This is a genomic window from Thalassotalea fonticola (genome assembly GCF_032911225.1).
Classification (GTDB): Bacteria; Pseudomonadota; Gammaproteobacteria; order Enterobacterales; family Alteromonadaceae; genus Thalassotalea_A; species Thalassotalea_A fonticola.
Genome location: NZ_CP136600.1, coordinates 3,444,081 through 3,457,922, shown reverse-complemented (window position 1 = coordinate 3,457,922; position 13,842 = coordinate 3,444,081). Strand labels below are relative to the sequence as shown.

Below are 13,842 nucleotides of genomic sequence, written 5' to 3'. Positions count from 1 at the left end.
TTGAATTTGAAACTAGAAAAGAAAAATGGGGTGGCTAATGGGATTTGAACCCACGACAACCGGAATCACAATCCGGGGCTCTACCAACTGAGCTATAGCCACCACTGAGGTGTTGCGCGTATGAACTGCATCAGGGTTTGAAACAGTGCGCGGATTGTATATTAGATGGCGGATTTTTTGCAAGCATTTTTAATATATTTTTACCCTTACATTGAAATGAAAGCTTGGCAAATTAACCCTTCGTTTACAATTATGATAAAAGTCTGCTAGATTAAATAAAAACAATACAAATAATAAAAATCAGAACATGGACGTATTGCGTATTTTTCTTTTGAAGAATATGCAATAACAGCAAATTGATTTTGCCTTAATGGAAGTATACTTACTTGAATAATAAATTTTTCAATTACCTTCTAAGATCAGTACTTCTGGTATTTATTTGCCTTTCTTCATTGCCTAGCTTTAGTGCAGAAGAGCGAACGGTATTATTGGTTCATGGTAATGAAAATGGTACTTCAATTAAAGGTCCTGTTCAGTATTTACTTGATGAACAATCCAGCTTAACTGCTGAGCAAGTATGGCAAAAAGTAAATTACTTTAAAGAAAGTAGTGCAGAAGAGTCCTGGCTAGGTAACATTGCTGGTTCTGTTTGGAATAAATTCATCATAACAAATGGTAGTGATTCTGTAGTAGTCATTCATATAGAATATCCATACCACCAACCTTCCACCGTAGTGCTATATCAACGCACGCTAGATAGTGAGGAAAATTTCAGTTCTACAAAAAACAGCCTGTTTGAAAGTGCCGCTGACCGTTCAATTGCATTTCCGCGAGTTGCACTTCCGCTCGAGTTAAAACCACATGAGAGTGTCGAGGTATTGTTAGAAACATTCAGTGATGTTGCCACTCCTAGATTTGCTGAATTTCGAATATGGTCGACCAAAGCAATTGTTAAAGCGTCTAATGTTGAGCACGTGATTTTTACAATAGTAGTAAGCTTTATTATTATTTCAGCATTTATTAGTCTTGCTTTATTTAACTTTTTAAAAGAAAAGTTTTTTATGTGGTATAGCTTATTTGCTATAAGCTCCTTGCCTGTACTCGGGTTAACCACAGGTATTTTAAATTTGTATGTGCCAAATCTTGGCTATCACCCTCTCGGAACCATATCTATGATCATAATGATGGCTGCCGGGATACAATTTATGCGCGTTTATAGCAATGCATCTTATCATTCTATAAAGGCCGACAAAGTAATGCATTTAACATTAACACTTGTGTTGATTGCTTTACCTGTAGCAATTATTGGTTTTCACGAATTGGCGATGAAAATTCAACAACTTGCAATTTTCACTTTCCCTGCAGCAATTATTGCCGCGGTTTATTGTGGTAGTTTAGGTGAAAAGAAAATCACTACTATGGTGTTGGCTAAGACTTTGTTTTTTATGATTTTACTAAGCACCAACTTACAAGCTTGGGGTTGGGTATCGCCTTCTTATGGTTTAGTCTTTTTACCCACAATAGGCATGTTAGCGCAACTTATTTGTTTAATTTGGGCAATGTACGGTAAAGCCATTGCTCACTATAACTATGGCTCAACCGAGGATTTAGATACGGTAAGTAATGCTTATGAAAAAGCTTATGCATTACAAGAACAAGTTAAACAACAAAACCAAATGCTTAAGGCGGCTAAAGAACAGGCTGAGTTTGAAGCCAGAACAGATATGTTAACTAGTCTACCGAATCGCCGAGCATTTATGAATTTAGCCAAAATGGCTATCGCTCAGGCTAATCGCCAAGAAAAGCCTTTGGCTTTTATTGCCTTTGATATAGACAACTTTAAGCTGATTAATGACCAATATGGCCACCCTGCAGGCGATCAAACTCTGAAAGAAGTTGGCGATTTAACGCGAAGTATTATTCGAGCGAGTGATTTTTGTGGCCGAATTGGTGGAGAAGAATTTATGATTGGTTGTCATAATAACTCTTTAGGCGATGCCTATAACTTAGCCGAACGAATAAGAAAAGCGATTGAAGAATGCATCATTACCTTCGATGGTACAGAATTTTCTACAACCGTGAGTCTAGGGCTAGCGCAAGTCGAAGAAGGCGACACTTTAGAAGAAGTTATTAAAAAAGCCGATGAAGCCATGTATCTATCAAAAGCCGGAGGTAAAAATAAAGTTACGAATTATGCCGCTTAACGTCTTATTATTCTCGGTAACACACCTTGTGCCGCCAACAGCTATACTTATAGCTGTCTAATCACTAACGAAAGAAACCTTACATGTCTCTAGAACATATTAGTAAACAATTAACTGATCTTGAAGGTAAACTCCCCCCCGTAGAACTATGGGATCCACCATATTGTGGTGAGATGCCTATGGAAATTAAAGCCGATGGTAGTTGGTTCTATATGGGTACTGTTATTAATCGGGAGCGTTTGGTTAGGCTCTTTTCTACTGTTTTGAAAAAGGAAGAGAATGACTATTTTTTAGTAACTCCAGTTGAAAAAATTAAGATCACTGTAACCAAAGAGCCCTTTGTGATTACTCATTGGCATTGGTTAGATGATGTAACTCCGTCAACAATTGAATTAACCACTAACTTAGGAGACATGCTCTTGCTTGATGAAGAGCATAAGTTAGAAATTAGTAATAATGGAGAATTAAAAGTTCGAGTAAGACGAAACCTATATGCGTCGATTCACCGCAATGTATTTTATCAATGGGCTGAACAAGCTGAAATAATGGAAGACAAAAAAAACCAGCATCTGGTTATAAACAGTGCTGGTCTTAATCACATACTAGGTAAGATATAATCGCTGATTAAATTACCCGAGAAAATCGTTGTTGATGGATTTTTGATTTTAAATACGCATCAAACGACATACAAATATTGCGAATTAACAATCGCCCTTTCTCGGCAACTATAATTTCATCAATATTGTTAGTTAATAAGTCATCATTAATAAAAGTCTGTAAGCTGTGTAAGTCTTCAGCGAAATACTCATTAAAGTTAATATCATATTGCTGTTCAATTAGTGTTTTAGACAAACTAAAATTACACATTAGCTCTTTAATTACTGTAGCTCTGATCACGTCGTCTTTTGTAGTCACAATGCCTTTTTCTAGCGCATGGCCTTTCTCGTCCACCGCTTGATAATATTCTTTTAGGGTTTTGCTGTTTTGGCTAAAGCTTTGGCCAATAGCGCTAATAGAAGATACGCCCATGGCGAGTAAATCGCAGTCACCTAGTGTTGTGTATCCTTGGAAATTACGGTGTAATTTTCCGGCTTTTTGGGCAATAGATAATTCATCCGTAGGCTTAGCAAAATGATCCATTCCGATGAAGTCATAACCTAAGTCAATTAGTGATTCTATCGCGTACTGCATAATGGCAAATTTTTGGTCTGCATTAGGCATCCATTCGTCTCTTATTTTGCGCTGCGCGGCAAAACGACTAGGCATATGCGCATAACTAAAAAGAGAAATCCTATCCGGATCCATTACTTTTACTGCCGCAATAGTATTGGCGAAAGTTTCAGGTGATTGATGCGGTAGGCCATAAATTAAATCGATATTTACCGAATTAAAACCAACCGCTTTTGCATGATGAATTAAATCCGTAACAAACTCTGTACTCTGCTCTCTGTTTATTGCTTTTTGAACCTTAGTATCAACATCTTGTACGCCAATACTTAAGCGATTAAAGCCTTCAGCATATAAATGGTCTACTAAGTCTAATTCGATTTCTCTTGGATCAACTTCAATACTTAATTCAGCTGAATCTGAAAAATTAAATACTGCTTTAAGCTTGTTTACCAGTCGGCTAATTTGTTCTTTTGTTAAGAACGTTGGTGTTCCACCACCCCAATGTAATTGCTTTACCTGGTGGTCTTGAAATAATTGTGCTCGAGAGTCTATTTCTTTAAATAAATAGTCGAGATATTCATCGGCTTTACCACGATGACGAGTGACAATCTTATTACATCCACAGTAATAGCAAAGACTATGGCAAAAAGGAATGTGGATATATAAAGACAAATCTTTTGTTGTTGAATTATTTACCGCTGCAATTAAATCTACATCGGTAAACTGCTCGTTAAATTCTAAAGCAGTTGGATACGATGTATAGCGTGGCCCACTTACATTATATTTGGCTAATAATTCCGGAGAAAACATTTGAGACGTCATTTACAAAAACCTTTTTATACTAATCGTGATTAGTATAAAAAGATTATAATAATGCGTATTGATCAAGCGCAATGTTTTAGCACTTGGTTAACAATTGAGTTTATTTTAGCCTAAGGAAGTATAGGGTTTATTGTTATTGCGCCCTATTCGGCGCATTGAATACACTTTGTAGCTGACGGTTGGACTTTTAATCGACCGATTGCAATATCATCACCACATTCTGCGCATATACCATAAGAGCCATCTTCTATACGAGTAATGGCATTGGAAAGTTGCTGTATTTCAATTTTAGCTTCAGATTCGAGTGCATTGAGTACTTCATCATTTTCACGTTCGCAGGCTTGCTCAGCCCAGTCCGCGTCTCTACCATCGGCAAAGTCACCATGAATTGAATTAACACGTTCCTGTAAAGCAATTATACGTTGGGTAAAATCTGATTTTAGCTGTTCTGACATAATTCAGCCTCGCTTGCTATTTTTTTTGTTGGTTAAGCTCTTTTTGCAGTGATTTAACAAAGGGTAGTAAATCTGCTACATCCGAATATACAGCAGACTCTAATTCTTGTTCAATCCCCATACGCTCTAGATCTAGCGCTAACCTATCTTTCTTTGATAGTTGTTTGCGTGCTTCAAGGATCGGCATATGACTTATTTCGCTGTATAACTTAAATATAGCAGGAAATTTAATGTTTAACTCTTCACTATGTTGAGGCAATGATTCCATTAATACAGATAGGCGCCAACAGCCTTCAGATATATCACATTGTTTTTCATTAATTGCTTTGGTTATCAGTACTATAGAGTCAACAGCTTTCAAATCACGAACGATTTGTTGGTGCTTATGTTCTTCTTCAATAAGCTTCATATTTATTGTTTGGTTGCGTAATTTAAACATTAAAAACGCAGCATAACTCGCTAAAGCAAAAAGAAATAATGAAGCAAAAATAATAAGTAAAATGATACTAAAAGACACAATAAAAATTACTCTTTAAATTCTGAAAAATCAGATTCGTCCAATTTATCCCAAAGTTGATCGTCCGAATCTTCGTCATCATACTCTTCATCGTCATCTTCTGTTTCAATGCCTAAAGCAGCTAATAGCTCTTCGTAACGATCAAAGCTATCAGAGAGTTGTTGAGCTTCAGTTTCTGTTAACTCTTCACCAGCTTCTGCACGAGCGGCTAGGATTTGTAATTCTTCATTATCTTCTATGGCAAATAATTCTTTTTCTAGAAGCTCAATTTCAGTGTTGTCTACTTCAACATCTTTAATCGCAGCAATCGGTTGCTGTAGAACTTTAGCTTTCGGTTTAGCTTGTTTAACAGGAGTAGCGGCAACACCAAGATCTATTGGCTTCTTGCTACCAATGCGGGGATCTTTATCTTTTACATTATCTACAGGACTTTCCTTTACAAAAGCAACTTGCTGACGGGTACCTGCTTTATTGCCTGATGTTTTACGAGCTCGAGGCTCTTTCTCTTCGATAACGGTCTTTTTTGGCTCGCTTATTGTTCTCATGCGGCCTGGCTTGCGAGATTTTTTGGTTCTGCTCATAATAATCTTAAATAAATAGTAATTATGTCTATTTTACGCGATCTCTCGCTAAAACTGTTAGTTTTTGTTCAATAAACTGACAATTTATCCTTAGTCTTATACTAATTACTTTTTGAAAGACAAAAAAAACGATAGTTAAATAACTATCGCTCTTCGACAAATACTTTTGTCATTGTTCTGGTTAATCCAGCCCCGAACCTATCCTTGAAATACTGTCCCTATATTTTAATCGTTTCCATACATTGTTTTTTATTTTCGGTCATCCTGACACCTTAGTTGCTATCCATAAACCCCGAGGGGTAAGTCATCCATTGATAAATAATCTTCCTGATTAACTTAATAATCCATTAAGTCTGTCCTTATAGCATCCCTACCAAATTTCCACTTCTTGATTTCTAATAAGCTACATCCTGTAACTGTTATAAAGTTTAAACCTTCATCACTTTATTACAATCTGTTACAAAGGTCGTAACTGGTCATTAAACAAACAATCACCATAAGCACTTGTTATTATTGACTTTATTAATTTAATCAATAACTGTTTCCGCTAATGTCTATACAAGGTATGGTCAATGTCGCACAACAAAATCAGCTCATTAATAGGTATGTATTAAGCGACTGTTAAGCAATTTTACTTGTTTAGTTGCTTATGCCGAGTCTATTAAAATAAATCGATGTTTACTTTACTAAATAGAAATTTGGAATATGTATGCCATACTAATTTAGGTGGATTTAAACATACATCATCCGAGGTAGAATATGGGATCACAGGCATTATCAAACTCAACTGCTTTATCAGAACTTAGTAACTTTTCTCTTACTGATATCATTTCTAAAAATGTATTAACTGTTTATGAAGGTTGGTCAGTTAAACGTCTGGCCAGTTTTTTTGTAAAACATAGAATTTCTGGGGCCCCGGTAATTGCCGCAGATGATGAATTGGTAGGGGTTGTTACCCAGTCTGATGTAATTAGGTTCGAAAGCCGAACGCCTACAGAAGTTGAAATGCAAAGGTTAGCGAAATTTTATTGTGGACCATATGGCGGTGAATTAAGTGATGCAGAAGTCAGTCGTCTACAGGATAAAGCTAACGAATATTGCACGGTTAATTCCATTATGACCCACGAAGTTTTATCGTTAGACAGTTCCAGCTCAGTGAGTGACACTTGTTCGATGATCACCAAGCACGACATTCACCGCATATTCATTACCGAAAATAATTGTTTAGTAGGTGTTGTAACCGCTATGGATATATTAAAGAAGTTATCCTCGCAATGAAATCATAAGCTATCAAAGCACAGTACACAAAAAAAGGGATTTGAGCATACACAGAGTTTCTCAACTTAAACCACGTCATCCCTGGGGACTAGCCCATGGATGGGCGTAGGTAGAATAACGCAGGAGCAGTTATCGAGGTCGAACAAAGATTTCCAAACATAAAAAAGCCCCTAACGTTAGCTAGGGGCTTTCTTGAATTGGAAGTCTGGCGATAAGCCACATGGATGTGGTGAATATCGAAAATGCAGGGTGCATATTTTCGTGACCTACTCTCACATGGGGGAAATGAAACGCTTTTGACGAAACATGTTTCGTATTTCATTTTCGGGAGCAACTTGTTGTGAGCAGGGACTCCCCTTCGGGATCGTGTTTTGTATAGGAAATACTATATGCAACGAAAACAGGGATGTTTGAGAGTTGTGAACGCGTGATTGGTATCACGTGCTCTTCTTAAAATGGAAACGGCATCCGTACATACTAGATAGTGTATGCAGAGTTGACTTTATTCCGGACAAACAAAAAGGGCACCCTGCGGATGCCCTTTTCATTTTCAATTAGGAGCTAGGCTGAAAAGTAAAAAAGCCCCTAGCGTTAGCTAGGGGCTTTCTTGAATTGGAAGCCTGGCGATGACCTACTCTCACATGGGAACTCCCACACTACCATCGGCGCAACTGCGTTTCACTTCTGAGTTCGGCATGGGATCAGGTGGTTCCACAGTGCTATTGTCGCCAGACAAAAAACGTTTCGCAAAAGAAGCTCTTTTGCTTGCTAGAAGTTTTTTATCCTGAATTCATTTCAGGCCCTACTGACACTTACCGAGCATCAGTCTTCTAACTAATTTGGAAAAAACAATATTAAACCGTACTTACTCTATTCTTTAATGCGTGATGTGTTTCCACATTTCTTTGTCAGACCATACAGCCTCAAACAAAACTGCTTGGGTGTTGTATGGTTAAGCCTCACGGGCAATTAGTATCAGTTAGCTCAATGCCTCACAGCACTTACACACCTGACCTATCAACGTTGTAGTCTCCAACGACCCTTTAGGGGACTTAAAGTCCCAGTGAGAACTCATCTCAAAGCCTGCTTCCCGCTTAGATGCTTTCAGCGGTTATCAGTTCCGAACATAGCTACCGGGCAATGCCACTGGCGTGACAACCCGAACACCAGAGGTTCGTCCACTCCGGTCCTCTCGTACTAGGAGCAGCCCTCTTCAATTCTCAAACGCCCACGGCAGATAGGGACCGAACTGTCTCACGACGTTCTAAACCCAGCTCGCGTACCACTTTAAATGGCGAACAGCCATACCCTTGGGACCGACTTCAGCCCCAGGATGTGATGAGCCGACATCGAGGTGCCAAACACCGCCGTCGATATGAACTCTTGGGCGGTATCAGCCTGTTATCCCCGGAGTACCTTTTATCCGTTGAGCGATGGCCCTTCCATACAGAACCACCGGATCACTATGACCTACTTTCGTACCTGCTCGACGTGTCTGTCTCGCAGTTAAGCTAGCTTATGCCATTGCACTAACCGTACGATGTCCGACCGTACTTAGCTAACCTTCGTGCTCCTCCGTTACTCTTTGGGAGGAGACCGCCCCAGTCAAACTACCCACCAGACAGTGTCCCCAAGCCCGATAAGGGCCCTAGGTTAGAACATCACGCATACAAGGGTGGTATTTCAAGATTGGCTCCACCACATCTAGCGACGCGGTTTCAATGCCTCCCACCTATCCTACACATGTAGGAGCAATGTTCACTGTCAAGCTATAGTAAAGGTTCACGGGGTCTTTCCGTCTAGCCGCGGGTATACGGCATCTTAACCGCAAATTCAATTTCACTGAGTCTCGGGTGGAGACAGTGTGGCCATGATTACGCCATTCGTGCAGGTCGGAACTTACCCGACAAGGAATTTCGCTACCTTAGGACCGTTATAGTTACGGCCGCCGTTTACCGGGGCTTCGATCATGAGCTTCGCAGAGCTAACCCAATCAATTAACCTTCCGGCACCGGGCAGGCGTCACACCGTATACGTCATCTTTCGATTTTGCACAGTGCTGTGTTTTTAATAAACAGTTCCAGCCACCTGGTTACTTCGACTCTCCTGTGCTTACGCCGCAAGGGCTTCACACTAGAGAGCGTACCTTCTCCCGAAGTTACGGTACTATTTTGCCTAGTTCCTTCACCCGAGTTCTCTCAAGCGCCTTAGTATTCTCTACCTAACCACCTGTGTCGGTTTGGGGTACGGTTCCTATATATCTGAAGCTTAGAAGCTTTTCCTGGAAGTATGGCATCAACAACTTCAACTCCGTAGAGTCTCGTCTCGTATCTCAGTCTCAGTGAATCCGGATTTACCTAAACTCACAACCTACATACTTTCACATGGACAACCAGCGCCATGCTTGCTTAGCCTTCTCCGTCCCTCCTTCGCAATATATAGAAGTACAGAAATATTAATCTGTTTCCCATCGACTACGCGTTTCCGCCTCGCCTTAGGGGCCGACTTACCCTGCCCTGATTAACATGGGACAGGAAACCTTGGTCTTTCGGCGGGGGAGTTTTTCACTCCCCTTATCGTTACTCATGTCAGCATTCGCACTTCTGATACCTCCAGCAAACCTTACGATTCACCTTCAACGGCTTACAGAACGCTCCCCTACCACTTGAACCTAAGTTCAAATCCGCAGCTTCGGTGCATAGTTTAGCCCCGTTACATCTTCCGCGCAGACCGACTCGACTAGTGAGCTATTACGCTTTCTTTAAAGGATGGCTGCTTCTAAGCCAACCTCCTAGCTGTCTATGCCTTTCCACATCGTTTCCCACTTAACTATGACTTTGGGACCTTAGCTGGCGGTCTGGGTTGTTTCCCTTTCCACAACGGACGTTAGCACCCGTAGTGTGTCTCCCGCATATCACTCATTGGTATTCGGAGTTTGCAAAGGGTTGGTAAGTCGGGATGACCCCCTAGCCTTAACAGTGCTCTACCCCCAATGGTGTTCGTGCGAGGCTCTACCTAAATAGATTTCGGGGAGAACCAGCTATCTCCCGGCTTGATTAGCCTTTCACTCCGACCCACAAGTCATCACCGCATTTTTCAACATACGTGTGTTCGGTCCTCCAGTTGATGTTACTCAACCTTCAACCTGCCCATGGGTAGATCGCCGGGTTTCGGGTCTATGCCCTGCAACTAAACGCGCAGTTAACACTCGCTTTCGCTACGGCTCCCCTATTCGGTTAACCTTGCTACAGAACATAAGTCGCTGACCCATTATACAAAAGGTACGCAGGCACCGGACTAAATCCGGCTTCCACTGCTTGTACGTATGCGGTTTCAGGTTCTATTTCACTCCCCTCACAGGGGTTCTTTTCGCCTTTCCCTCACGGTACTGGTTCACTATCGGTCAGTTAGGAGTATTTAGCCTTGGAGGATGGTCCCCCCATATTCAGTCAAGATTTCTCGTGTCCCGACCTACTCGATTTCACTATTAGGTTGTTTTTGTGTACGGGGCTATCACCCTGTATCGCTGTCCTTTCCAGAACATTCCACTAACGCCCAAATAGCTTAAGGGCTGATTCGCGTTCGCTCGCCGCTACTAACGAAATCTCGGTTGATTTCTTTTCCTCGGGGTACTTAGATGTTTCAGTTCTCCCGGTTCGCCTCATAACGCTATGAATTCACGTTACGATACCCGCCTGATGACGGGTGGGTTTCCCCATTCGGACATCTGTGCCTATAACGCCTTTTATCGGCTTAACACAGCTTTTCGCAGATTAACACGTCCTTCATCGCCTCTAACTGCCAAGGCATCCACCACATACGCTTAGTCACTTAACCATACAACCCCAAAAAGTTTCCTTTAAGACTGTTCGGTGACTAAACCGAACTAAGTTGCAAGTCTGACATTTTCACGCATTCATAAGAATGTTGACATCTTCATGTCAAACCTAAACATTGCTGTTTAGGCCTTGAGTAAGAACAACTAACAACACGATAAGAGTTGCTAGTTATAATGTTGAGTTGTTGTATAAAACAACTCAGTGATAAACAATAAATTGTTTATCGTGGTGACTTGCTGACGTTTATGATTGGAGGTCATAAACACAAATCACCGGGTTTAATATCAGCTTTCCAAATTGTTAAAGAGTTAATCAACACACGCATTCGGTGAGGATTTTGGTAAAAAACCAAATTTAAATCATCAATCTGATGTCTTAAATTTGGTTTCTTTAATCGAAGAAGAGTAAATGGTGGAGCTAAGCAGGATCGAACTGCTGACCTCCTGCGTGCAAGGCAGGCGCTCTCCCAGCTGAGCTATAGCCCCATGATGTTACTCATGGTAATCAACGCTCTTAATCATATTAATTCAAATATAATTAATGCTTTTTCCAAGGCATTTTATGACGACGTTTAGTTCACCTAAACGAGTTATAAAATAACGCCGAAAAAACGTTAATTGGTAGGTCTGGGCAGACTTGAACTGCCGACCTCACCCTTATCAGGGGTGCGCTCTAACCAGCTGAGCTACAGACCTATCATGATGGGTCTGCAACTTAAGTAGTCACGACCTATACTTCTTCATCAATCGTTATCATACAATTTGTGTGAACACTCGCAGAGCTTGCGCTCTCATTAAGTTGTCTACTTAAGGTAAGGAGGTGATCCAACCCCAGGTTCCCCTAGGGTTACCTTGTTACGACTTCACCCCAGTCATAAATCACAAAGTGGTAACCGTTCTCCCGAAGGTTAAACTAGCTACTTCTTTTGCAACCTACTCCCATGGTGTGACGGGCGGTGTGTACAAGGCCCGGGAACGTATTCACCGTGGCATTCTGATCCACGATTACTAGCGATTCCGACTTCACGGAGTCGAGTTGCAGACTCCGATCCGGACTACGACAGACTTTCTGGGATTCGCTCCACCTCGCGGCCTCGCTGCCCTCTGTATCTGCCATTGTAGCACGTGTGTAGCCCATCCCGTAAGGGCCATGATGACTTGACGTCGTCCCCACCTTCCTCCGGTTTATCACCGGCAGTCTCCTTAGAGTTCCCGACACTACTCGCTGGCAAATAAGGATAGGGGTTGCGCTCGTTGCGGGACTTAACCCAACATTTCACAACACGAGCTGACGACAGCCATGCAGCACCTGTCTCAGAGTTCCCGAAGGCACTAATCTATCTCTAGAAAATTCTCTGGATGTCAAGGGATGGTAAGGTTCTTCGCGTTGCATCGAATTAAACCACATGCTCCACCGCTTGTGCGGGCCCCCGTCAATTCATTTGAGTTTTAACCTTGCGGCCGTACTCCCCAGGCGGTCAACTTATCGCGTTAGCTGCGCTACCCACAGATCAAGTCTACAGACAGCTAGTTGACATCGTTTACGGCGTGGACTACCAGGGTATCTAATCCTGTTTGCTCCCCACGCTTTCGTGCCTCAGCGTCAGTATTTGTCCAGGTGGCCGCCTTCGCCACTGATGTTCCTTCCAATCTCTACGCATTTCACCGCTACACTGGAAATTCCACCACCCTCTACAATACTCTAGCTTGCCAGTTCAAAATGCAGTTCCAAGGTTGAGCCCTGGGCTTTCACATCTTGCTTAACAAACCGCCTACGCACGCTTTACGCCCAGTAATTCCGATTAACGCTCGCACCCTCCGTATTACCGCGGCTGCTGGCACGGAGTTAGCCGGTGCTTCTTCTGTTGCTAACGTCACAGCTAGCAGTTATTAACTACTAACCTTTCCTCACAACTGAAAGTGCTTTACAACCCGAAGGCCTTCTTCACACACGCGGCATGGCTGCATCAGGGTTTCCCCCATTGTGCAATATTCCCCACTGCTGCCTCCCGTAGGAGTCTGGGCCGTGTCTCAGTCCCAGTGTGGCTGATCATCCTCTCAAACCAGCTAGAGATCGTCGCCTTGGTAAGCCTTTACCTTACCAACTAGCTAATCTCACTTGGGCTAATCTATGAGCGAGAGGTCCGAAGATCCCCCCCTTTGGTCCGTAGACATTATGCGGTATTAGCAGTCGTTTCCAACTGTTGTCCCCCACTCAAAGGCATATTCCCAAGCATTACTCACCCGTCCGCCGCTCGACGCCGAAGTAGCAAGCTACTTCTCGTTTCCGCTCGACTTGCATGTGTTAAGCCTGCCGCCAGCGTTCAATCTGAGCCATGATCAAACTCTTCAATTAAAAAGTTGTTACATATGCATCGACAAGCGATGCTACTCAATGAATTCTGAATGTTTCGTATCAATCGAAGCGAATGATACTAAAACGTACTAATTAATCCTCATCGCTAAATAAAGAAAAATTAATTTGTTTGTGTGTTCATCATCATTAAGTGATTTCGATACCGAGGTATCTATGTTGTAAATCAATCTTAATGTGAGTGCCCACACAAATTGCATGATAACTAATTGTTAAAGAATCGTTCTATTCGAACGAAGAGCTAATCGCATTCGTTAGTCTCTTTGCTTCAAGCCGGCTAGCTGCCTTGTTTGAAGTGGAGCGCATTATAAGCACCCTAGTTTTAATGTCAACCGATTTTTTGAATTATTTAAAAGTTTATTTTTAAATGCTTCATCAGCGATTAAGTACCCTATTGGATTACTTAACTTATTAAAACGCCTCGTTGGGATGTCCCGAAGAAGTGAAGCGCATTTTAGAGATTTTTGCGCTGCCGTCAACTGCTTTTTGAAATTAATTTGAAAAAAACTCAAATTCGATTATATTCTGTACAAGCTGCGCTATTATTGAGCTCAGTGATATCGATATGATCGTTTTTAGTTATATTTGAATTACATTTTATCG

7 protein-coding genes, 3 tRNA genes and 3 rRNA genes are annotated in these 13,842 nt (G+C 41.6%); 3 read left to right on the top strand and 10 right to left on the bottom strand.

The genetic code is table 11. The annotated features are described in order from the left end of the window. Positions 1-26: 26 nt before the first annotated feature. Positions 27-102 (bottom strand) — tRNA-His (locus RI844_RS14135). A gap of 284 nt (positions 103-386) precedes the next feature. Between RI844_RS14135 and RI844_RS14130 the strand changes: the two genes are divergently transcribed. After that, on the top strand, positions 387-2,204 hold the full coding sequence (locus RI844_RS14130) for a diguanylate cyclase (RefSeq protein WP_348395312.1): 1,818 nt from the start codon (positions 387-389) through the stop codon (positions 2,202-2,204). An 83-nt stretch (positions 2,205-2,287) separates the two neighbouring features. After that, entirely contained in the window at positions 2,288-2,821 is a 534-nt protein-coding gene (locus RI844_RS14125) for a DUF1285 domain-containing protein (RefSeq protein ID WP_348395311.1), read from the top strand. A 7-nt stretch (positions 2,822-2,828) separates the two neighbouring features. Here the strand turns inward: RI844_RS14125 and hemN are convergent, their stop codons facing one another. From hemN to yihI, 4 genes are all read right to left on the bottom strand, one after another. Next, entirely contained in the window at positions 2,829-4,196 is a 1,368-nt protein-coding gene (gene hemN, locus RI844_RS14120) for an oxygen-independent coproporphyrinogen III oxidase (protein ID WP_348395310.1), read from the bottom strand. Positions 4,197-4,339: 143 nt separating this feature from the next. Then, complete coding sequence (locus tag RI844_RS14115) at positions 4,340-4,651, bottom strand: TraR/DksA family transcriptional regulator (protein WP_348395309.1); 312 nt, start codon at positions 4,649-4,651, stop codon at positions 4,340-4,342. 16 nt (positions 4,652-4,667) lie between these two features. Beyond that, on the bottom strand, positions 4,668-5,168 hold the full coding sequence (locus RI844_RS14110) for a DUF2489 domain-containing protein (protein WP_348395308.1): 501 nt from the start codon (positions 5,166-5,168) through the stop codon (positions 4,668-4,670). 8 nt (positions 5,169-5,176) lie between these two features. Continuing rightward, a complete protein-coding gene (yihI, locus tag RI844_RS14105; RefSeq protein WP_348395307.1) occupies positions 5,177-5,749 on the bottom strand; it encodes a Der GTPase-activating protein YihI in 573 nt (190 codons plus the stop codon). 759 nt (positions 5,750-6,508) lie between these two features. Between yihI and RI844_RS14100 the strand changes: the two genes are divergently transcribed. After that, on the top strand, positions 6,509-7,027 hold the full coding sequence (locus RI844_RS14100; RefSeq protein WP_348395306.1) for a CBS domain-containing protein: 519 nt from the start codon (positions 6,509-6,511) through the stop codon (positions 7,025-7,027). A 618-nt stretch (positions 7,028-7,645) separates the two neighbouring features. Here RI844_RS14100 and rrf read toward each other — a convergent pair. The 5 genes from rrf to RI844_RS14075 all read right to left on the bottom strand — a co-directional run bounded on the left by rrf (position 7,646) and on the right by RI844_RS14075 (position 13,221). Further along, a 5S ribosomal RNA gene (gene rrf, locus RI844_RS14095) occupies positions 7,646-7,760 on the bottom strand. 215 nt (positions 7,761-7,975) lie between these two features. Then, positions 7,976-10,864: ribosomal RNA gene (locus RI844_RS14090) — 23S ribosomal RNA — on the bottom strand. A 411-nt stretch (positions 10,865-11,275) separates the two neighbouring features. Next, positions 11,276-11,351 (bottom strand) — tRNA-Ala (locus RI844_RS14085). Between the two features lie 133 nt (positions 11,352-11,484). Then, a tRNA-Ile gene (locus tag RI844_RS14080) sits at positions 11,485-11,561 on the bottom strand. A 117-nt stretch (positions 11,562-11,678) separates the two neighbouring features. Continuing rightward, a 16S ribosomal RNA gene (locus RI844_RS14075) occupies positions 11,679-13,221 on the bottom strand. Together the 16S, 23S and 5S rRNA genes with 2 tRNA genes alongside form the textbook arrangement of a ribosomal RNA operon. Positions 13,222-13,842 lie beyond the last annotated feature (621 nt).